General features: G+C 61.7%; 22 protein-coding genes and 1 pseudogene. 8 read left to right on the top strand and 15 right to left on the bottom strand.

Translation table 11 applies throughout. The annotated features are described in order from the left end of the window. Nucleotides 1–135: 135 nt before the first annotated feature. Complete coding sequence (locus QNN98_RS15685; RefSeq protein ID WP_283998336.1) at nucleotides 136–795, bottom strand: hypothetical protein; 660 nt, start codon at nucleotides 793–795, stop codon at nucleotides 136–138. A gap of 9 nt (nucleotides 796–804) precedes the next feature. Continuing rightward, entirely contained in the window at nucleotides 805–1,119 is a 315-nt protein-coding gene (locus QNN98_RS15690; protein ID WP_283998338.1) for a DUF4177 domain-containing protein, read from the bottom strand. Nucleotides 1,120–1,200: 81 nt separating this feature from the next. Here QNN98_RS15690 and QNN98_RS15695 point away from each other — a divergent pair, with 81 nt between their 5' ends. After that, on the top strand, nucleotides 1,201–1,713 hold the full coding sequence (locus tag QNN98_RS15695) for a PaaI family thioesterase (protein ID WP_283998340.1): 513 nt from the start codon (nucleotides 1,201–1,203) through the stop codon (nucleotides 1,711–1,713). 62 nt (nucleotides 1,714–1,775) lie between these two features. Here QNN98_RS15695 and QNN98_RS15700 read toward each other — a convergent pair whose 3' ends face one another. The 5 genes from QNN98_RS15700 to QNN98_RS15720 form a co-directional block, all read right to left on the bottom strand. After that, nucleotides 1,776–2,474, bottom strand: a complete 699-nt coding sequence (locus tag QNN98_RS15700; RefSeq protein ID WP_283998342.1) for an MBL fold metallo-hydrolase — start codon at nucleotides 2,472–2,474, stop codon at nucleotides 1,776–1,778. A 167-nt stretch (nucleotides 2,475–2,641) separates the two neighbouring features. Further along, the gene (locus QNN98_RS15705) at nucleotides 2,642–2,872 is read right to left on the bottom strand and encodes a hypothetical protein (RefSeq protein ID WP_283998344.1); all 231 of its coding nucleotides are present in this window, start codon (nucleotides 2,870–2,872) and stop codon (nucleotides 2,642–2,644) included. Further along, nucleotides 2,869–3,483, bottom strand: a complete 615-nt coding sequence (locus tag QNN98_RS15710; protein ID WP_283998346.1) for an ArsR/SmtB family transcription factor — start codon at nucleotides 3,481–3,483, stop codon at nucleotides 2,869–2,871. Before QNN98_RS15710 ends, QNN98_RS15705 begins: the two co-directional genes overlap by 4 nt. Before the next feature lie 324 nt (nucleotides 3,484–3,807). After that, the gene (locus QNN98_RS15715; protein WP_283998348.1) at nucleotides 3,808–4,908 is read right to left on the bottom strand and encodes a fatty acid desaturase family protein; all 1,101 of its coding nucleotides are present in this window, start codon (nucleotides 4,906–4,908) and stop codon (nucleotides 3,808–3,810) included. Nucleotides 4,909–5,239: 331 nt separating this feature from the next. Continuing rightward, on the bottom strand, nucleotides 5,240–5,956 hold the full coding sequence (locus QNN98_RS15720; protein ID WP_283998350.1) for a DUF998 domain-containing protein: 717 nt from the start codon (nucleotides 5,954–5,956) through the stop codon (nucleotides 5,240–5,242). A gap of 52 nt (nucleotides 5,957–6,008) precedes the next feature. Here QNN98_RS15720 and QNN98_RS15725 point away from each other — a divergent pair, with 52 nt between their 5' ends. Further along, nucleotides 6,009–6,575, top strand: coding sequence for a TetR/AcrR family transcriptional regulator (locus tag QNN98_RS15725; RefSeq protein WP_283998352.1), 567 nt, complete (start codon nucleotides 6,009–6,011; stop codon nucleotides 6,573–6,575). Between the two features lie 26 nt (nucleotides 6,576–6,601). On the opposite strand, the gene otsB is transcribed toward QNN98_RS15725, so the two are convergent. The 6 genes from otsB to QNN98_RS15755 all read right to left on the bottom strand — a co-directional run bounded on the left by otsB (nucleotide 6,602) and on the right by QNN98_RS15755 (nucleotide 12,688). Continuing rightward, nucleotides 6,602–7,378, bottom strand: a complete 777-nt coding sequence (otsB, locus tag QNN98_RS15730) for a trehalose-phosphatase (RefSeq protein WP_283998353.1) — start codon at nucleotides 7,376–7,378, stop codon at nucleotides 6,602–6,604. Nucleotides 7,379–7,498: 120 nt separating this feature from the next. Further along, entirely contained in the window at nucleotides 7,499–8,542 is a 1,044-nt protein-coding gene (locus QNN98_RS15735) for a CU044_5270 family protein (protein ID WP_283998355.1), read from the bottom strand. After that, nucleotides 8,530–9,111 carry an RNA polymerase sigma factor gene (locus QNN98_RS15740; RefSeq protein WP_283998357.1) on the bottom strand — a complete coding sequence of 194 codons (582 nt, stop codon included), beginning with the start codon at nucleotides 9,109–9,111 and terminating at the stop codon, nucleotides 8,530–8,532. Before QNN98_RS15740 ends, QNN98_RS15735 begins: the two co-directional genes overlap by 13 nt. A gap of 2,191 nt (nucleotides 9,112–11,302) precedes the next feature. Next, the gene (locus QNN98_RS15745) at nucleotides 11,303–11,701 is read right to left on the bottom strand and encodes a GNAT family N-acetyltransferase (RefSeq protein ID WP_283998359.1); all 399 of its coding nucleotides are present in this window, start codon (nucleotides 11,699–11,701) and stop codon (nucleotides 11,303–11,305) included. A 262-nt stretch (nucleotides 11,702–11,963) separates the two neighbouring features. After that, nucleotides 11,964–12,257 carry a transcriptional regulator gene (locus QNN98_RS15750; RefSeq protein ID WP_283998361.1) on the bottom strand — a complete coding sequence of 98 codons (294 nt, stop codon included), beginning with the start codon at nucleotides 12,255–12,257 and terminating at the stop codon, nucleotides 11,964–11,966. Beyond that, the gene (locus QNN98_RS15755) at nucleotides 12,257–12,688 is read right to left on the bottom strand and encodes a hypothetical protein (RefSeq protein WP_283998362.1); all 432 of its coding nucleotides are present in this window, start codon (nucleotides 12,686–12,688) and stop codon (nucleotides 12,257–12,259) included. The genes QNN98_RS15750 and QNN98_RS15755 overlap by 1 nt, the downstream gene beginning before the upstream one ends. Before the next feature lie 230 nt (nucleotides 12,689–12,918). On the opposite strand from QNN98_RS15755, the gene QNN98_RS15760 reads away from it, so the two are divergent. Together QNN98_RS15760 and QNN98_RS15765 are read left to right on the top strand one after the other, a co-directional pair. After that, a complete protein-coding gene (locus tag QNN98_RS15760) occupies nucleotides 12,919–13,752 on the top strand; it encodes an AbiV family abortive infection protein (protein ID WP_283998364.1) in 834 nt (277 codons plus the stop codon). Between the two features lie 215 nt (nucleotides 13,753–13,967). Continuing rightward, nucleotides 13,968–14,699 (top strand): annotated as a pseudogene (locus QNN98_RS15765) (IS481 family transposase); the annotation flags it as partial. A gap of 176 nt (nucleotides 14,700–14,875) precedes the next feature. Here QNN98_RS15765 and QNN98_RS15770 read toward each other — a convergent pair. Together QNN98_RS15770 and QNN98_RS15775 are read right to left on the bottom strand one after the other, a co-directional pair. Continuing rightward, the gene (locus QNN98_RS15770; protein ID WP_283998366.1) at nucleotides 14,876–15,652 is read right to left on the bottom strand and encodes an SDR family NAD(P)-dependent oxidoreductase; all 777 of its coding nucleotides are present in this window, start codon (nucleotides 15,650–15,652) and stop codon (nucleotides 14,876–14,878) included. Between the two features lie 211 nt (nucleotides 15,653–15,863). After that, complete coding sequence (locus QNN98_RS15775; RefSeq protein ID WP_283998368.1) at nucleotides 15,864–16,883, bottom strand: SDR family NAD(P)-dependent oxidoreductase; 1,020 nt, start codon at nucleotides 16,881–16,883, stop codon at nucleotides 15,864–15,866. 226 nt (nucleotides 16,884–17,109) lie between these two features. Here QNN98_RS15775 and QNN98_RS15780 point away from each other — a divergent pair, with 226 nt between their 5' ends. The 4 genes from QNN98_RS15780 to QNN98_RS15795 all read left to right on the top strand — a co-directional run bounded on the left by QNN98_RS15780 (nucleotide 17,110) and on the right by QNN98_RS15795 (nucleotide 20,197). Then, the gene (locus QNN98_RS15780) at nucleotides 17,110–17,748 is read left to right on the top strand and encodes a TetR/AcrR family transcriptional regulator (protein ID WP_283998370.1); all 639 of its coding nucleotides are present in this window, start codon (nucleotides 17,110–17,112) and stop codon (nucleotides 17,746–17,748) included. Between the two features lie 395 nt (nucleotides 17,749–18,143). Further along, the gene (locus QNN98_RS15785; protein ID WP_283998372.1) at nucleotides 18,144–18,845 is read left to right on the top strand and encodes a histidine phosphatase family protein; all 702 of its coding nucleotides are present in this window, start codon (nucleotides 18,144–18,146) and stop codon (nucleotides 18,843–18,845) included. A gap of 15 nt (nucleotides 18,846–18,860) precedes the next feature. Beyond that, a complete protein-coding gene (locus QNN98_RS15790) occupies nucleotides 18,861–19,430 on the top strand; it encodes a DUF3090 domain-containing protein (protein ID WP_227913002.1) in 570 nt (189 codons plus the stop codon). Further along, the gene (locus tag QNN98_RS15795) at nucleotides 19,430–20,197 is read left to right on the top strand and encodes an SCO1664 family protein (RefSeq protein ID WP_283998375.1); all 768 of its coding nucleotides are present in this window, start codon (nucleotides 19,430–19,432) and stop codon (nucleotides 20,195–20,197) included. Before QNN98_RS15790 ends, QNN98_RS15795 begins: the two co-directional genes overlap by 1 nt. Nucleotides 20,198–20,761 lie beyond the last annotated feature (564 nt).

The raw sequence follows: 20,761 nt of genomic DNA on the forward strand, positions 1-20,761 counted from the left end.
CGGGCCATGGGGTGCCCCCCTCCGTTACTTGGCCCCCCGAATCGCCCGGGTTTTTCCCCCCCCCCCCCCCCCCCCGGAGGCCGGAGGCCACCGGGGAGCCAGCGTAGCGTCAATCGGCTCCCGGGCACCGGAGTCCTAGTGGCGGAACTTCACTTCCTCGCCGTAGGGGGTTGCCAGCCGTCGCTGCGTAGCGTTCGCCGGGTCTTCCTCCTCGGCCTCGTAGTCGTAATACTCGCTGGTGACGCCGTAGTCGGGGTCGTACTTGGACCGCACCATTTCGTGGTCTTTTGCCTGCTTGCGGCAACCGGTCCGTACGTCAAAACCCACGTCGTGGTAGGGGGATCCGGTTGAGGGTTCTGCGTATTCGTATTGGGCGGAGAAACTCAGGTCACCCATCTCATACACAAAGGACTGGTAGTCAGCGGAGCTATCCTCCATGACCAACGTCCACCCCTTCGACTTCACATAGTTCTCCATCGTGTTCATGGCTTCCCCGGCGGCGGCGCTATCGGGGAAACGCCCGCTGGCGAAGGTCCGCACTTCCGTCACACGGTTCATGTCGTGGTCATGGATCGGGTCGAGGCAGCTGCTTTCCCTCGCCTGGTCCACCCTGATAGGTGAGTGGTACCCCAGATCCTCCGCGAGCATCTCCTCGATAAACGGTTCTGTGTCCGCCAGGGACTGGGCCGACGGGCGGACCGGTTCGTCATATCCGGCGTATGCGCAGGAAACTAGGCCGGCCGCCAGGACAATCGAGGCCACTGCCAGGGGAGCAGCGCGCTGAACCTTTAGCACTGGGGACGCCTACCGGAGGCTCTCGAAGACCATGGTCGCCTGGATGCGGTCACCACCGCCGAATCCCTTGCTGCCGCTGCTCGCAGTGGTGATGGTATGGAGGCGGTAGCCCTTCGCGGCCTGGTCATTGATGGCCTTCTCCAAAGAGGTTAGGTTCCCGGAGCCGGTTCCCAACAGTTTTTCCTTCAGGGTCTCTTGCAAGACGACATAGTGCGGCAATTTTTGTGTCCTTTTATTTTCGGGTAATTTGGGCACCACAATACTCGATGCAGCTAATGGTGATTCCCGGGAATGCGGGGTGTTTTTGCGGGCGTAGCGAGTCACATTTCCCGCCCGTAGATACTGCATTCCCAGGCACACCTCTCACTGGCCGTGTCCGTGAATGCCACACCCGAAGGAGACACCATGGTCGATTCCGAAATGCGGTCAAAAACGCTCGAATACTCCCCTGCGGAACGGGACGTCGCGCGCATATTCTCGCGAACCGGGCTCGAGCACCTGCAGGCGCTGGCCGCCGGCGAAATTCCCGGCCCGCCGATCAGCAGCCATGTCGGACTCCGTCTGGTCAGCGTGAGTGAGGGCGACGTCGTGATGACGGCGGAGCCGGACGAATCGCACTACAATCCGATTGGCTCCGTCCACGGAGGTTTTTTCGCCACCGTCCTGGACTCCGCCTGCGGCTGCGCCGTGCACTCCACGCTGCCGGCCGGCGCCGGCTACACCAGCCTCGAACTCAAGGTGTCCTTCCTGCGTGCCGCGACCGCGGACACGGGCACCGTCACAGCCCACGGATGGGTGACCAAGACCGGGCGCAACGCAGCCTTTGTCGAAGCGGACCTGCGCGACGCCGCCGGCCGTGTCCTCGCGACGGCGTCAAGCACCTGCCTGGTGGTGGGTCCCGGGGCGTCGGGGAACTGAGCGGCCTGCGGATCCGGCTCGTCGCATGATTCCGATCAAGCGCTACCCTGACGCCTCCCATCTCAGGCGCCGGCCGGCCAGAGAATGAAATCGTCGCAGATTAGCCGTACCGGCTCCGGCCCTGCAGCGTCCAGGGCAGATCGCAGCATGTGCAGATGCTTGATTGTCATCTCAAGGGGCGGCTCGTCAGGCTGGTAGGTCGTGCGTTCCGGATAGTCGACGCCCGCCGTGCTTGTCATTTCGATGTGACACCCCACGACGTAGGTCACGGGGTGCGAATTGCAGAACTTGATGAGGCGGTCAATGCTCTGGGAGAAGGCCGGCCAGTCATTGATGTACAGCCGGCCCCGGTACACCGAGTCACCGGTAAAGAGGATCCCGGTCCGCGGGTCGTAGAACGTGACGGCACTACTATCGTGACCCGGCGTGGGGAGAACTGTGAGTATCCGTCCACCCAGGTCAATTTCGCCGGACTGATCCGGGGCGTCAGCGAACCCAAAGTATTGCCAGGCGGCCATCTGGTGTGCCGGCACGAGCGTTGTGCGGGGGCGGCCGGAGAACTGGGCGTCACCGGCGACGTGGTCTCCATGTGCATGTGTATGCAGGATCAGGAGTTCGTAGGAAGGGTCTGCGCCGGATTGACGGTGAAGCCAGAACTCGATGAGTTCGTCGACGACGGCGCGCAGCGGGAAGTGTTGGTGGTCGGCCGTTGCTCCAGTGTCGAGCAGCACCACGCGCTCCTCTCCAAAAAGGAGGAACATGAAGGGAGCCTCGTAATGAACCGCCTTATTCTGCCGCAGGACAACCGTGTCGTCGTCGTACCAGTAGACCTGCACATCGGGGTCCGCATTGTGTTTCGAAGACTCCGACCCATGGATCCATCGCGTCGGTAAAGGACGCGCAACGGGTCCCCCTGCAGATCGAAACTTCATTGCTCTCGCCACAACAGCAGGTGAAGCCCGCTGTGCGCGACGGCGCTGGCGTCCGTGCGGCGTTCAAGGTGCTGCCTGAAGAGCGCCGCCTCCGGCCCCTCGGGGCGGGCCAGCCTGGAACCGGCTGCAATGAATGCCGCCCCGAGGCGGATCAGGGCACGGGAGGTGAACCCCGCATGCACGGTGAGGGTGGCGGGCGGGTAGCACCCGATACTGGCAGAACTCATGGCTGCTCCTGAAAATCGGTAAGGGGAAAGGCGTTGAAGTGCAGCTGCACTGGGCGGGCCCCGGCTGCCCCGGGTTCACTCCGGTAGGTCTCGAGCTTCTCGTGCAGGATCGCTTCCATGTCACGGTTGAGTGCCTTGAGCTGGTCCGATGTCAGGTAGGCGTTGAGCGTGCTCAGCATGGCGGCGTCGGCCCACTCCTCCGGCAGTGCTGACGGGTCGCTTGCCGTGAATGCAGCCAATGCCTCTGCGCGTCCCTGGACGAAGTGCCGGTTGACCTGCCGGGACGCCTCCCGGAGGGCAGGGTCTTGCTCCGCTGTGGTGGTACTGAGGATCAGGGAGCCGCGCGGACGTTCCCACCACCGCTCACGCGCGGACCCTCGATCCGCGACTTCGCGGACCAGGCCGTGCCGAGCCAGTTGCCGCAAGTGGTAGCTCGTCGCTCCGCTCGATTCCCCCACCCGTTTACCCATGCTGCTGGCTGTCTGCGGCCCGTACTGGGACAGGATGTCGAGCAGCTGCACCCGGAGGGGGTGGGCGAGCGCCTTGAGGACGGGGCCGTCGAGGACGCGGTCTCCGTCACGGGTTGGCTGGGGATCAGTCTGCGGGGTCATGCCCTCATCATGACAGTGCAAAGGTTTATTTGCAAACGTTTCATTGCATTGCCGATCCGGGGTACGACTCCGCCAGGATCGCAGCAACCCCCGGGACGACGTCGCTCCTCTGCGGGAGAAACGGTGAGCCTTCCGGAAGGGGCGGGCGGCGACGACGGTTCGGGCCTGCCAGAACCACAATTGTCCTCACACGCGCCACGGACGGGCTCGGAAGAGCGCCGGCCACACCCGCCCGCTTGTGGGAGATCAGCGAGAACCTCTGCCCCGACGCGGCCACCCCGGCGCAGAACCAGCCCCTCAAATAGTGCGGCAGATCGTCCCGGCTTACACGCGGTGCGTGCTGGCCATCGGGCAGGCCCACGTATCCACGCCTCCGCGGCCCACCTTGTTGATGTAGGCGGTAACATCCCGCAGGGATTGGCCCAACGCGGTTTCGGTATACCGCACGCCCAGCTGCTCACAGTGCTGGCGGACCAGCGGGGCAACTTTTCGCAAATTCGGGCGGGACATGGAGGGAAACAGGTGGTGCTCCACCTGGAAGTTCAGGCCTCCCATAAAGGTATCCACCCACCGGCCGCCGGTGATGTTTCGGCTCATCAACACCTGGCGGCGCAGGAAATCGATGCCCGCGTCCCGGGGCGCAATCGGCATGCCGATGTGGTTCGGCGCGAAGGAAATACCCATGTACAGGCCGAAAACGGCGAGCTCGACGCCGATGAACGCTGCCCCCTTGCCCGGTGACAGCACTACGAAAACCAGCACCGCATAACTGGCCAGGCGGACACTGATGAAACCGAGTTCCACCCACCGCCGCTTGACCCGGCCGGGTCCCAGTACTCGCTTGAGGCCCTGGACATGCAGGTTGACGCCCTCAAGCAGGAGCAGCGGGAAGAAAAAGTAACCCTGTTTCATGGCAAGCCAGCGTGTGAAACGGTTTTTGCGCGCGTCGGCCGCCTCGGGGGTGAAGGCCAGGACGCCGGGCGCGATATCCGGATCCGTGCCGATCTTGTTCGGTGCAGCATGATGCTTGCTGTGTTTTGAATTCCACCAGCCCAGGCCCATACCGGCAAAAAGGTTAACCACGATCAGTGAGACCCATTCATTCCACTTCGGCGACACGAAGATCTGCCGGTGCGCGGCGTCGTGCCCCAGAAACGCGATCTGTGTCATCAACAGCGCCAGCACCACCGCGGTCACCATCTGCCACCAGGTGTTCCCCAGCAGGACGAAGGCCAAGGCCAGCACCAGGCCAATCAGCGTCAACCCGATCAACTTGCTCCAGTAGTAGCCGTAGTTCCGGCGCATGTAGCCGGCTTCCTGGACCTGCCGGGTCAAAGCCGTAAAGTCACTGATGTGCCGCTGGCGGGCCGGGCCAGATGGTCGGTGTTTGCCTTCTCCACTCGAATCCACACTGGTACCCGTCATAAGGGCGTCTTCCATAATTCACTCTCATATCGGCGGACAAAGTCCGTGTCATATTAAGGAACAGCACCGAATCCGCTCCTTTGGCTGGGGCGCAGATCCGCTGCTGTGTGCATTTCCGGCTGATGGCCGGCCTAAACTAAGGGTGCTTAGTATATACGGAAGACGGCAACTCCGTTTACACATAGACACGGCGCGCCGCGCTTACTCGGCTGCCAAGCTACGGGCGGAGGAGCGACGAGGTGACCCCCTACGGGCCGAAGTGGTGGTGGTGGTCCACTTTGTCCTTTTTGAGGACTAGGGTTCGTCACGGCGTTCTACGAGTCGGGAGGAATCAGAGAGCAAGACTTCCCGTCGGCGCGGAACCGAGAATCGCTTCCTGGTTTGAGGTGGTGCTCCGGTGGCCGAGTGTCGTCATCAGGAGGATCGCGCCCAGCACGGCGCCCCACATGGTGAGGGTATCGAAGGCGAGGCGCTCGGTAATGCCGAGGCCCAGTGAAATCGATGGCCCACCGCTGATCGCGTCAATGAAAAGAACAAAACCGGCAATCGAGAGTGTGAGACTCGCCAGGGTCAGGGCTGACGCCCATCGTGCGGCCGCGCTGCCTCTGAGTGCGAAGGCAAGGAAGGCCATCCCGATCCACTGCATCAGGGCCTGGGCAAGGGCCACGGCGTCATGAGCCTCCGGGTGAACATCCCAGGCCAGGAAGCCGACCAGCATCACAAGTACACCGCCCGCGGCGAGGAATGACATCGCGGTTTTCCCTGTCCGCTGCCGAGGCCAGGCCGACCACAGCAGGATGGCTCCGACGGCCATGAGGGCTCCGTTGGCGATCGTGGAACCGTTGGCCAGCAGATGGCCGGGGGAGCAAATGTATCGCTCAACGCGGGTGCCGGCGTCGAACGTCCTGCACGCAGTCACGCCCAGATCGCTGATGAAATTTGCGGACCAGGAGTACGGGTTTGGCCACTGCGCGGCCGCAATTACCTGAGCCGGAAAGGTCAGCAGGCACAGAGTCCATAGCGCGGCGCCCAAACGAAGTCGTGTCATGCCCCGAGCATACAATACGAACGTATGGTTTGGTTCGGAGTAATCTCGAATCATGACCTCGGCGGGCGCGCAGCGCATTCTTACGGCTGTGCAGGACATTCTTGTTGAGCGGGGCCTTGAGGATGTGACGATCCGCAACGTCGCCGCAGCCGCCGGCCTCTCCATAGGTGCCGTCCAGCATCACCATAAGACGAAAGACGATTTGATCGTGGCGGCCATGAACGAGGTCTCCAGGAACTTCATCGAGCGGGTGGCCTCCGCCGTGCACCCGGAGGCATCAGCGCGGCAGAATCTGGGCGCGGTGTGCAGGATTCTCGGAGGGGTGGACGACGAATCCCGCACCGCTTCGGTCATTTGGTTGTCCTACGCCGCGAAGGCGGCAACCAGCAGCGCAGTTGCCAGCGCCCATCAGGCATCCTGGCGGCTTATGGAAGAAGGCCTGACAACTCTGCTCCGGCAATGGAACCCGGACCTCGCGGAGGATGACGCCGCCATGCTCATGGCGCTGCTCGATGGCCTAGCCATCGCCAGGGTAACCGAGACCGACCGAATGACGTCCGAGCGGGCTCAGCGCCTCATCGACCAACACCTCAAAGGGCTCGAACCTCCGTCCCGCTAAGGCGATCCAGGAGCGGACACCCCTTACTATCGCACTGCGGCACTGAGTTGCTGCAGCCAGGACTGGAACTGTTCGGGGCTGTCGAAGTGGGCACCGGCTATATTGCTTACTTCCGGAGCCATGTCAGCGCCGTCAATAACTAGCGCGTGCCCCCCTGCTGCGGTTGCCGCTTCGAACGCTGGCATGTCTCCTCTATCATCACCTGCGTACGCGACAGTCTGGATATTCCCAGCATTGATGATCCTCTGAAGGGCAGTGCCTTTGTCCTGTTTGAGGGGCATTCGGAGTTCCTCGACGAACTTGCCGGGTTCATGGCGCAGCCCATGAGTGTCGATCACTTCTTGGACGAGCGGGGTGATTCGTTTCGTGGCGCTGTCACGATCTGGTGCGCGCCGCCAGTGGACAGCGACTGCGAGGGACTTTTCTTCGACGTAGATACCCTCAAGGTTGTCTAGTTCCCGGTGCAACACCTGAGTGGCTGTTCTCACCGCTGTCATCCACTGTTGAGCTTCGGGGACAACCTCGATGCCATTTTCAGTGAGGTGTTCAAGACCGTATGAACCATAAAGTTCTACTCCTGGAATGGATGCCCGCGCCGCCAGAAAGCCGGCAGGTCGCCCGGAGAGGAGCGCTACAACCGAGAGTCTGGTCGCCAAGGTTGAGAGTATCTCCTTCGTGCCTGGCAACAACTCGCTGGCATCGGGATCCTCGGTTATTCGAGAAAGAACGCCGTCAAAATCCATGACCAACCCAGCGTTCTCATTGGCTATCAGAGCTTGCATCACCGTGGTCGCTGCATCCATACATTCACCCTAGCCGAGAGCATTCAGCGCTATTCGGCGGAGACCCGATCCCCACCGCAACAGCCCCGTGCCATTCCAGCGAGGACAGCAACAGAAAAGCTGTCCCGCTCACGGATCCCCTCATGGAGCGGAGTCCACCACGGAAGTCCGCACCGATCGCCAGGACGAAACGGTACCGGCGGGGGCGCCGTCGTAATCCTGCAGCGAAACAACCTGCTCACCGATCACCAGTCCCGTGGCAGGATCGATGACGAGATCACTGCGCCATATGCCATCGAGGCTGACCATGCCGAGGGCGACGCCCTCCCTGCCGTCGGCCATGACCACGCTGCCCACAGCGTCGACGCCGGGAATCAGCGCGGCGGCCCGGTACAGGGCTACACGGAGATCCGACGGGATCACGCCCGTGCGAAGGATTTCCTTAACCATCTCAAATGCCTTGTCGTCCGGGGTCCCACGGTCCTTCGTGTACTCGTATATCCGGTCGAGGAGCTTGGCCGGATCCCGGGGCAGCCCGCTGGTATCGGCCGGCGGCACGCCAAGTATCATGTAGCCGGCACCGTCGAAGTCACCGCCCGGCGCCCGGAAAACCCCCACCATGGCGGCTTCTGTTCGCGGATCATTAACCGCCCGGTTGCGGGCGAGTTCCTTGACCACCTCGGGTGCCGAGTCTGCCGGAACCTGAGCTTCCCGGTTCCACACCCACTCACCCTCCAGATCGGAGGGAACATAAAGCTGATCGCGGGAAAGCGCATCCCAGGAAAGCACTACGCCGTCCGCCGCGAAAGTGTTGGAGAGCAACTCCTCCCTTTCGATTTTCAGATACTGCCCCGGAAGGAGCACCGGATCCGCGGTACTCATCGCGGCCGCTTCCACGTCATCAAGCAGTTGGGTTGCCTCCGCTGTTGCCCGGCCGCGATCGGGCAGAACGACGTCGGCCGTCACCAGGACGCCGACGAGGAAGGCCGCCGCTGCCGCCAACAGAGTGATGCGGCGGCGCGCCTTGCCGCGGCTGGCTGCCCGAGGCGGTGCCACGACTGCGGTGTCCACGGAGGAAACAACCCCTATGCCTGCCAGAACTTTGCGGCGGTGGCGGGCCAGTGTTGCCGGCGGAGGGGAGGCAATGCCGCTGCGCATTCCGCGGAGCAGTGTTATTTCGTCCATGCTTGTTCTCCTTTGTCTGCAAGCTGCACGGCGTCAAGCGCGCTGCGCAGGGTCCGCCGTGCCCGGTTCAGACGGGACCGGACGGTACCGATCGGAACGTTCATAGCGGCGGCAATACCCTCGTAGGTCAGGTCTCCCCAGGCATAGAGAAGCAGCGTGTCCCTGTCGATGACGGGCATCGACTTCAACGCCACGGCGATCAGGCCTGTGGCCACCAGGGCATCCGTCTGGGCAGCGACCCTGTCGGATTCATCGGCCACGGAGTCCCGCAGACCTGCCTTCGCGGCGGCTTTCAGCATCCTGGCTTCGGTCCGGTGGTGTCGACGCAGCAGGTTGGTAGCGATGCCGAACAGCCAGGGCCGCGCGTCGTCGTGGTCGTGGTCGTAGCTCTCGAGCCGTTCCCATGCGACCAGGAAGGTGTCGGCAATAATGTCGTCGGCAGCGAACTCCCCTGCCCGGCGCGCTGCATACCGGTAAAGGCCGGCAGCGTGCCTGTCATACAGTTCCCCGAAGACTGCCGGGTTGTCCCGGGCAAGGCGAATGATTTCGCCGTCAGTGTCTGTGCTCACACTATGTATTGCCCGAACATCGCTTTAGGGTTCACGGACCCAAGACCCGCACGGCTCTCACTCAGGATGTCGGATTTCACCTGACCACTAATGGAACCAGCAGTTTTTTGAACACCAGTCATCACTGCATTCACAGTTTGGTTGCCTGCCCCAAAGCCGATCTCAGCCCACCCCTTGGCAGCACACGGCGAGCTATGACGAAAGCCCAACACCCGCCGCTCAGCAACGGTAAGAGCACCCAAAAGACAAAAGCCTGCCCGAGTGTCATGGAACCCACAACCGCCTGCCACAGGACAGGGACGGCTAACGCCGCTAGCGTAGCCGCGAGAAAACAGGTGCAAAGAGCAATCCACGGCGGCCGACTAGATGCCGCATGCATCAGAAGAACAACCGGTCCCCCCACGAGGAGTGAAAAAATAAACCAGGGAATTGCAACCCATGCAGCGAAGATAAAGCCCATGCCAGCAGGACCGAAATCATCCGTGGCACCGGGTGGACTCGTCACCACCAACACCCAGACAAGCCCGCCAACAGAGACAGCATTGAGCCATGCACCACGAAAATAAAGACGCCAGCTGGATCCTGACACTCCTCGTTCTATGTGGGCTCCCGTCTCTTTTTCATTGGACACGTACCAGAACATACAGGAGCTCGGACGCCAATCCGTCGATCGGACGCCTCCGGGTTCCAGTTGATGATCAGAAGAAACTCTGGCATCGGCGGTAGCTGATTGGCTGTTGTTCGACGCGCCCCCATACTGTCAGTTTCTGAAACGGTGAGTTCTGCGCCAGTTGCATTCCAGTCCAGTGTGTAGGACCCTTCTTCGATTGGCCGGTATCCGTCGTCAGTGCTCTATGTCTGCGATTGGTGTTCAGCTTCCGCTTCTCCAATTGGATCTATCAAATAAATGAAAGCTGAACGTGCCACGCGAAGAGACTCGTGACATGCGTGGTAAGTTCCTGATTGGACGGATGAGGGCAGCACCGGGACTTCGAGTGCATCGCGGTGAATGCTCCCACACCGAGCTCGGCCGACGACATAGCTGAACTCTTCAGGGGCGCGATCCGTTCCGGGCAAACGGTCAGAGAAACCATGCGTACACTCGTCTACTCCAGTGACACCGCTGGAGTATCACTGGATGATGTCATCGCGATACTGCGCAGCATCCGGGCTGTATCGTCTGAAACAAACAAGGGTGACGATGAAATGCAGTCTCCTTAGTCCCCAGGCGTTGGACGCCGCTAATTAGTAGCAGCTCGCAGTGATCCTTGCCCTGAATTGCACGCATTACCCCATTTCGCCCGCGAGAATGTTACCCATAAGGTGTTTGGTGATCCTCCTGCGCTGGCATTATGGCCCACCAAAATAAGGGCACGCGAACGCTCGTCACACCGGGAGTCATCGGGCTGAATAACCTGGACATGTCATGGATGAAGCAGCACTGAAGCGCGCTGGAGCCCAATGGCGTATTAGATCCTGTTGTACAGTCGGTCATAAATCACCGTGGGGTAAGTTCGCGAGGCGAGCTTATGATCACTAACGAATGGAGGGGATTCGATGCGGTTGACCAGGACTTTGAAGCACATCAGTGCAGGGGGCTTCGTATCAGCTCTGACATTGTCAGTTTTCCTATTAAGCGGTTGTGGCAGTAGTAACTCGGAAGCGCCGACAGCGACGCCCAGTCCGACGGCGAGTCAAAGTTCGACAGCAAGTCCGAGCCCAACGCAGAGGCCTTCTGCCACGCCGACGGCCTCTGAGCCGGTGTCTGAAACACCGGCGGCAGAAGCGCCGGCCGCTGAGGCTCCCGCTCCTGTTCCACCTCCAAACCCGGCGATTAACCCCCAGCCGGCTACTGTGGAGTTTGTTTCGGCGGAGGAAGCAGTAGACATCATTGCGGAACACCTCCAGTACAGTCCCGACCTTAGGTATGACGTTACCGATAATGGGGACGGGACCTACAGTGTGCAGGTCACTGTTCTGTCTATCGTGGCGCAGGGAGGATCCGGGGACGCAGGGACCTACCTGGTGAGGCAGGATCGAGCCTATTTCTTGAAGTAGATCAAGAGGCGGGCCTGAGGCTGTTGCGACAGGTCCTGGAATCCGTTTCTCTGTTTAGAGAAGCGATCTTGCCACCACCCCTATGGTGATGCGTCCGTAAGCAGCCACGATATTTGAAGTAGTTCAGTCATCCTCAGAGTGTTTCAGAGGAAAGTTCGCCGGTTAGTCGATCCTCCACAGGGCGGGACTCGGTGCTCTTCAGTGTGCCCGTGCGATGGGCCGTTCCCAGAGGGTGACGGTACTGCTGAGTTTGTCGTAGTGGTACGGTTTTCCGTTCGCCGGTCGGCAGGTATCCGAGTGCTCGCCAGAATGGTTCCGCTGCAGCCGCGTTCTTCTCGACGATCCCGAGCCGCAGGCGTTCGGCGGACGATTGCCGGTGAACGCGCGCAAGAACCGCGTCGTGGAGCTCTCGTCCCAAGCCCTTCCCAGGGTGGTCGCCGTGCACGATGAAAAGTCCGATATAGGCCGCGGCGGGATCAGGGTAACCGAAAAGGATGTCGGCAAAGGCGACGAGGTCGGCACCATTCCACAAGCCGGTTCCACGCTTGCCCGCGGAAAGTTGAGTGGTACGGAGATCAAGGCGCTGGGGGCGTCCGCCGGCCCCGGCGGATAGCCGGCAATCGGCTCGGCACAGTCCGGGACCGATTCGAGTAAATTCTGCAGCGCCTCGACATTGGCAGGCCCTAAATCGCGGATGGTGTTTATCACGTCACCCAGTTTGCCACCTACCGCTTGACTCCCTGAGTGGCCGTAAGAGGAACCCTAGCCGGGCAACGTTGAACAGGATTGAAATCTTAGTTGTCTGTGATCCGCTTGAGTGCCGCGATGTGTGCGGTGAGGGCTGCGTGTCCTTCTTTTGTGAGGGATAGCCACGTCTTCATGTAACGGCCCGATCGCTGCTTATCGATACGAACGTAGCCAACATCAGAGAGTCTGGTGAGCTGTCGTGAAAGCTCAGCGTCGTTCGTTTCAATTGCGTCGCGAATGGCGGCGAACTCAGCTTCGCCCACTCGGGAGAGAGCGGCGAGGATGGAAAGCCGGAGAGGAGAGAGTAGTTCTTTATCGAGCTCGGATCGTGGGTGTGCCATTAGTGGGCCGCTCGGTTTCCTGTGACGATGAAGGCTACAGGCGGGGTTGCACACAGGATTGCCGCGGGAATCCAGAAGCCCGGTACTTGCGGGTAGAGGTACATGCCTGTGATGATCGTCCCGACGAAGAACAGAGCCCAGAAGCCAATAGTAAAAAGGTAGCGGCGAGAGAACGCCCGGTCGCGTGCTCGTGCGGTTGCGCCGACGAGTGATACCGGAATGGTTGCGGCGACTACCGCGGTGGTTCCAGCGACGACAGCACCGATCGACGGGACCAACCCAATGATGAGCAGCCCGAAGGCAGTAGCGGCGGCCAGGCTCACCATCGCGACACACATTGCATACACATCTTTGTGCATTTTTGCGGCCAGCCGGTCGGTTTCCGCGATCGTGATAGCGGCGTCTTGGGGGCTTACCTCATAGGGGCTCACGAGCGTACTCCTTGCTACAGTGGACGGGGTATTTGCAAGCATCGCATGTACTTGGCATATACGCAAGCATATTCAAGGCGCGAAACTACTACCCTTCAGGTCCCTTCGGCCTGGCGGTGGCTTTGTCCTTTTCGAAAGGGGATCCCTGACCGAGTCATCGATAACTGGCAGCACTGGGGCCACGCGCGTCGCTCGGTCGCAACGGCTTGTATAAGCGAAAGAATAGCGCCATGACAATCCGTGGCCTGCCGTCGTTATCTCCAGATCAGGTAGTTCAGCTTCAAGATGCGTTGCTGGCGAACGCCGACCGTCTCCTCGTGTCTGCACTGACGATTCTTGAACGCGACCAGGTGGCGCTGGCACGATCGCTGGCAATCCTTGCGATAGAAGAGTCTGGCAAAGCTATCGCCCTGCACGAACGGCGGATCTCTATTGCCTACGATCCGGAAGGAACCCCTTTTGTTGACGAAGCCCTCGAAACACTCTGGTCAAGTCACCCTGAGAAGCTGAAAAGAGTTCACCGGTTCCTAGTAGACGAAAAGTACTGGTTCGGTACGGCACCAGCTGACCAGGAAGCCAACGCCACAGCTCTTGGGGCAATTAAGCAGTGGACGAAGCGCCACGACAAGCTCAAACAACGTGGGTTCTACGTCGACATTGATCGGATCGGCAATCCTCTCGAACCCACTGGAGTGGGTGACCTGGAAACTGTCCGAGTGGTGATTTCCCAAGTTCATCAGATCGGATGGCAGCTAAGACTCGGAGAACACATAGAAGCAAAGGCCCAAGAGGAGGCGGCGCGCGATGTGCCGGCCTCTGACGAGGCCGAGATCGAGGAAATGCGCGACGTGTTTAGGAGCATCGACCCAGACATACGGGAAGCAATCCTCAGCAGCATGAGAGATGGACGCCAAGGCGATAAGTTGGCAAACGATGCCTATCGGCTCCAGCTCCCCGCGGAAAACACGAATCCTTTCGCTAACGTAGGCAGGCCCGGCTATGAAGCGGAGACGAGGGAGCTCCTGCAGCTCGCTGCAGATCTGGACCAACAGCCCGGTACCTGATGGTAAGAGACATGCTCTTAAGCGCGAAAAGGGCTGCTGGCGGTACTAGAAGCGGTGCAGGGAAATAACTCGAAGCCGGTCCTGATAGCGACACTCAGCGTGCCAGTAGGCGATCCTAGATCGGACGGTCCTTGCATTTGCGAGGCATCGGATAGAACAGTTAGGCGAATGCGCTCCCACGTCCTTTTCATCAGCGGCCGTTCCGGCGTCGGCTCGCCGCACGCGGCGAGCATCGGGCCGGGCCCGAAGTGCTCGGAGCGGTGCTGGGCGTTCCGGCCCGCACGGTCTCACGGATCCTGCGCCGCCACGGCGTTGCCTACCTGCGTGATTGCGACCCGATCACCGGAGAAGTGATCCGTTCCTCGAAGGCCACCGCAGTGCGCTACGAGCGCGAACACCCCGGCGAACTGGTCCACATGGATGTCGAGAAGCTCGGAAAGATCCCCGACGGCGGCGGATGGAAAGCCCACGGGCGGCAGATGGGCTCCAGCAGGGCCCGCAAACAGCTCAAAGTCGGCTACGACTACGTTCACTCCCTCATCGACGACCACTCCCGGCTGGCCTACAGCGAGATCCTGCCCGACGAAAAGGGAACCACCTGCGCGGCGTTCCTGGAACGCGCCATCAACTTTTTCGCAGCGGACGGCATCACCCGGATCGAGCGATTGATGACCGATAACGCCTGGGCGTACCGCTACTCGCTGCGTGAACTGTGCGCATTGCATGGCGTCACGCAGAAGTTCATCAAGCCACACTGCCCCTGGCAGAACGGCAAGCTGGAACGCCTGAACCGCACCCTGGCCACTGAATGGGCCTACAGACAGGTCTTCACCAGCAACGATGAGCGCACAGCCGCACTTGCACCGTGGCTCGAGCACTACAACAATGAACGTCCACACAGCGCACTCGGAGGCAAACCACCCGTCAGCCGACTGTTACCAACCTAATGGCCGGGTACACCTAGTCCCGTGAGCCGTCTTATGGGACTAGCTCAGTTTCGACTCCCCTGGGTTTTCGTTCCTTCTCAGCTCGCTGGGAACAGTCGACCCTACGAATATTTCCGTGCGGGAGGCTCGCCTAGTTCCTAGACGAGCCGCCCCCTGTCTCGGTTGAGCGGGATGTCCTACCGGAATACGCCGGCGCCGCCTGAGATATGAATGGATTGCGCGCTCAGGTAGGTGGAATCGTCACCCAGTAAGAAGGACACAACGGCTCCGACATCCTTCTCGGTATCTCCAATCCGACGCAGCGGAATGGAGGCCATTGCTTGGTTGAACGCCGCGGGATCGACCTGCTCCCAGGCCAGGGCGCCCTCCGAGTTCGCGAACGGTATCACGACGTTGACGCGAATATTGGCGGCTCCCCATTCAAGAGCGGCCACCTTCGACATGCCACGAATCGATTCCTTGGCTGCTCCGTAAGCGGCGAAGCCCACTTCTCCGCCTGCGCCGGCACCCGATCCGAAGTTGACGATCGAGCCGCCACCGGCAGCGACCAGATGCGGGTAGGCTGCCTTCATCATGGCGAAGGTAGCCCGTGGGCCGGTATCGGAAATGCGACTGAAGATATCGTCAGTCTGCTCAGCGAACGGCATCGGCTTGTTAATCCAGACCGCGTTATTCACCAGACCATCGAGGCGACCGAACCGTTCCACGGCGGCATCGATGATGATGCCAGCAGCCTCGCGGTCCGCGAGGTCGGCCTGCACAGACGCTACTTCGGCTCCGAGCCCGCGCATCTCCTCTGCCGCGCTGTTGAGATTGTCGGCGATGATGTCCGTCAGGAAGAGCTGCGCACCGTTCTTTGCCAAAGCACGGGCGACACCTCTACCAATGCCCCTGCCGGCGCCGGTGATGATGATGGTTTTCCCTGCAAGCGATGAGGAGTTCGTATAGCTCAATTGACTTTTTCCGTTCCTGGAGAAATTTTCAGATGATGGGTGAGGAAAGCGATCGTGATCAAGGGGCAAGGGCAGCCGTGCTGGCAACGTTTGAGACACACGTCTCGTACCGGAACGTTGGCAGCTTCCGCCAGTTCCTAGGCGGATCGAATTGCGTGCAGATGCGCCCTACGGAAAGGTGTTCGACGGACTCGGGAGGTCCGGCGGTCCGTTACTTCGCAGCTGACCGCGTAGATTCCTTCACGGACTGCTCGGAGATCCATTTCAGGTCAGGAGTTTGGCCAAGTTCGAGGGCCTTGAAGAAGAGCCGCTCTTCGCGGGGCTGGCTCTGCTCGAAGACATCCACCAGCGCCCCTGATTCATCCGTCGTTCCCATGATCTGTTCCCAGTTATCCAGCACGTCCTCTGAGGTGAGGTCCGGGTTGAAATACCCGCGGGTACCGGCAAGGAACACCCGAGCCATGCGTCCGCCGCCGGCAGTAAACGCTTCACCGGTCGTCGGGGCATCCTCATGAAGGAGGGGAGCGATCGCCATGGCGACCTTCTCCGGCTGCAGAGTGTTTCTCATGAAAGTGATGAGTTCGGTCTCCTCGCCACCGCCGCTTGCACCCACAGTCTCGGTGAAAGCCCACGGCATCAGAGTGTTCGCGATAATTCCGTGCTCCTTGCCGGCGGCTGCGACCTGCCGGGCCGCAGCGAAGACTGCAAGCTTTGACACGGCGTAATCCAGTTCGTAACCCGTCGGTCCGTACCAGAAGCCCGTTCCGACAGCGGACGACGTGAACAGGATGCGTCCGTATCCCTGCTCGACCATGTGGGGCCAGGCAGCCCTGTTCAGTTGCAAAGACCCGCGGACGTTGATGTCGAAGTAGAGATCCATCCCAGCTGCCGGTGCATTCGCGACTTGCTCGGATCCGTCCATGATGCGGCCGGCGGGGACGCCGGCGTTATGGATCAGGATGTCGATGCGGCCAAACTCCGCGATGGCCGCTGCCACGAGGGACGCTGCAGCGTCGTCGTCGCCGATCCTGGCCCCCACTGCTATCGCCGTGCCGCCGGCCGAACGAATATCGTCGCGCACTGCCTCTGCCCGGTGCAGATTGGACGGAAGCTCGTTAACCACGATGGCCGCACCACGGGCGGCCAGATACCGTGCATGGGCAGCCCCGATGCCGATTCCGGCACCTGTCACGATGGCGACACGTCCGTCGAAGCGTAATTCCTTGTTCATTGAAAATCGTCCTTTCAATCTCACGCGCCTCATGGCGAGCGTTCTGTTGATTCTGGTCATGCGTTCATAACCAGTGCCATAGATTCCGACAGAGACGCGTGGGGTCCGCTGTCGGTGGAGGGCTACGGACAGCGGCGTCACAGCTGACACGCTGACAGTTGTCGTCTCACAAATCTTCGTTGTGTCATCACTGTAGACGAAATTGTTTGTGAGGAAGAATAGAGTTATGGAACCCCTAGGCACACCCTTTCAACGGCGCGGCCGACCGCCTTCGACCCGCGCGCAAGATGCCATCCGGGCCGCTGCCACCGTTCTCTTCGCCGAGAAGGGTTATGCCAACACCTCCGTGCGCGATATTGGAACTCGAGCCGGTGTAGATCCAGGACTGATCGCCCGACACTTCGGATCCAAGGACGCCCTGTTTATTGAGACTATGGGTATAGACGAACGCATACGCGGCATCACAGAGGGACCAAGAGACCAGCTCGGCCGCAACATTCTGCGCCGACTGATTGAGGCAGAGCCAGATCATTATGCTGCCCTGTACAAAGCACTAGACCGCACCGACGTCCGCGACTATCTCATCGCGTCCACTGAAGAACACCTCATTCAGCCCCTCGTTGCCCGACTTACGGGTAGCGGCCGTGAGCTGCGCGCCCGGCTCGTGGCAGCCCAGATTTCCGGGCTCATCATCGCCCTCTGGGTCATACGCCGCCCAGACCCTGACGTCACGCCATTGAGCTTGGTCTACGACCAGTACGCTCCTGCAATCCAGGCGCTCATCGACATGGACGAAGGAAGGGACAGCAACGGGGGACACGCAGATCTTCAAGACCACCATCGGCCCAACCTGCCGGAGCAATAACTCGCCTAGACCAACCATCTGGTCAGCACGATCAAAGTGAAAGCATGCCGGCTGATCTGTGAGCTGCTGCGGCGATGCACGTTGGCCCGTCAGCAAAGCCGGGTCTCTTCTACTCCGCAGTGATCACGAGCAATTCATCGATATCGCAGACCCAGGCGTACTGCTTGAGGCAACGCGAAATGCTCTCACCTTGCACCAAGGCGGGATGGGGTCGTTCTAAGATGTCGGCACCGCACACGAGAAGGCATGCAGGTTGCCAAAGCCAAGGGCAGGCTTCGCGGCAACCTAAACTCTCCAGATTGCAGGAAGCGCACGCCTTCAAGCAGCAACTGATGCCCTGCGCATTCACGCGCGTGCCTCCGCACCGCCCTCTCACGCATGACTACGCTAAGGACATGGCAACACTCATCCTCGTGCGGCACGGCCGCACCACCGCGAATGCCTCCGGGCTGCTGGCCGGCCGGACCCCCGGCGTCGAACTCGACCAGGTGGGCCGCGACCAGGCCGCCGCCACCGCCGACCGGCTGGCGAAAGTCCCCGTCGTCGGCGTGGTCTCCAGCCCGCTGGAGCGCTGCCGCCAGACCGCGCAGTTCATCCTCGACCGCCAGACCGGCACGCCGCACACCCCGGTCGAGGACGGACTGACCGAGTGCGACTACGGCTCCTGGCAGGGCCGCACGCTCGAGGAGCTGGCGAAGGAGGACCTGTGGAAGACGGTGCAGTCCCAGCCCTCCGCCGTCGTCTTCCCCGGCGGCGAGTCCATGGCCGCGATGCAGGCCCGCTCGGTGGCCGCGGTCCGGCGCCACGACGCCGCGTTCGAGGCTGAACACGGACCGGGGGCAGTGTGGGTGGCGGTGAGCCACGGCGACATCATCAAGTCCGTCCTCGCCGACGCGCTCGGCATGCACCTGGACATGTTCCAGCGCCTCCACGTGGGCCCGGCCTCCGTGTCGATTGTGCACTACGGCACCGGGCGCCCCACCGTCCTGGCCACCAACACCGACGCCGGGGACCTGTCCTGGCTGGCGGCCAGCCCGACGCCGGACGACGCCCCGGTGGGCGGTGGTGCCGGTCACGAGGCGCCGCCGGCCAGATGAGCCTAGAGTAGTTCCATGCCTACAACCGTTCACGATTTCGACTGGCCCGACCGCGTCGTCATCGGCACCGTCGGCGTCCCGGGCCAGCGCACGTTCTACCTGCAGGTGCGCGCCGGGAAGCAGATTGTCAGTATCGCCCTGGAGAAGCTCCAGTCCGCCCAGCTTGCCGAGAAGATCGACGAGATCCTCGACCAGCTTATGACCGTCGACGGCAACCCCTTCCACGTGCCCGCCAGTACCCCCATCGAGCTTGTCGACAATGACGATCTCGACGCTGTGGAGGAACAGTTCCGCGCAGGCGTCATGAGCCTGGGCTGGGATCCGACGACGGCGCAGCTCGTCATCGAGGCCTACCCCCTGGATGAGGTGGATGAGGACGACGACGGCGGCTTCCTCGACGAAGACGACGACGAGACTGACGCCTCCGACGCCGAAGAGGTGCTGCGCGTGCGGATGCCCGTGGGCACCGCCCGGGCCTTCGCCAAGCGCACCCGCGAAGTGGTGGGCGCCGGGCGGCCGATCTGCGTAATCTGCGGGCAGCCGATCGACCCCGACGGGCACACCTGCACCTTCCCCGAGTCCTGATGCCCGCGCCCGACCTGGTCACCGACGAGCTGACGCTCACCGGCCGCCTCACGACGGCGTCCAACGCCACCTTCCTGGGCAGCATCGGCGACGCCGTAGTGGTCTACAAACCGATTGCCGGCGAGAAACCGCTCTGGGATTTCCCCGACGGCTGCCTCGCGCACCGCGAGGTGGCCGCCTTTGTGGTCTCCGAGGTGCTGGGGTGGAACATCGTGCCGCGCACCTGGCTGCGGGACGGCCCGCTCGGTGAAGGCATGGTCCAGCTCTGGCAGGAGACCGACCCGGAGCAGGCTCCGGTGGACCTGGTGCCGGAAGAGGACGTTCCGGAGACCGGCTGGAAAGAGGTCCTGCAGGGCCAGGACGACGTCGGGCGGATCGTCTCCCTCATCCACGAGGACACTCCGGTACTGCGGCGGATGGCAGTGTTCGACGTCCTCACCAACAACGCCGACCGCAAGGGCGACCACGTCCTGGCCATGGCCGGCGGGCACCGGTACGGGGTGGACCACGGTCTGACCTTCCACCAGGAGCACAAGCTGCGGACCGTGCTGTGGGGCTGGATCGGCGATGCGCTGAGTGCCGAGGAACTCGAAGGCATCGACCGGGTTCTCGACGGCCTGCAGGGCGAGCTGGGCTCGCAGCTGGCGAAGCTCCTCACCGCTGAGGAAGTTGCGGCGTTCGCTGCGCGCTGCGTCCGGTTGCGATCGGCCGGGCAGTTTCCGGCTCCGGCCGGTGACATGCCGGCGGTGCCCTGGCCGCTGTTTTAAGAGGTCCGAGTCACTGGCCCGCCACACACGTCACCGAACAGTGCGCACCAGATAATCCAGAGCCCGGCAGGCCCGCCATCCAGTCCATATGGCAAAGACGCCTGCTCCTACGGCGGCAACAGCGGCAAAGACTGCCAGCAGCGACTGCTGTCCCGCGAGTCCGGCGGCCGGGTCGATCCCAACTGTGAAAGCGGCAAATAGTGTGCAGCCTACAGATGCAAGCCACAGCACGAGCGTGGCGGCAAACATTCCGGCGACCGGGTACGGACGATTCATTGATTTCCCCCTGAAAATGACAACCGGCACAGCCTATCCCACGGCATATGAAAAAGGTGTCCTGGATTCAGTGCTTCGGAGGCCTCGTCAGCCCAAGCTCCGCGGATTGGGCTGAGCCAGAGAGACGGCAGGGCCACTAGCCGCCACTTTCAGCTGCTTTTGCCTCAGCGAGCGTCTCCCGGATTCTGTCTGCTTCGGGATGGTTAGCGCGCAGGACGAAGGCACCCGCCAGCTTGTTCGCATCCTCCGTGGTGCTGACTCCTAGCCGAACTTCGCATGCGGCGCCTG

The organism is Arthrobacter sp. zg-Y1143, assembly GCF_030125565.1.
GTDB lineage: Bacteria > Actinomycetota > Actinomycetes > Actinomycetales > Micrococcaceae > Arthrobacter_B.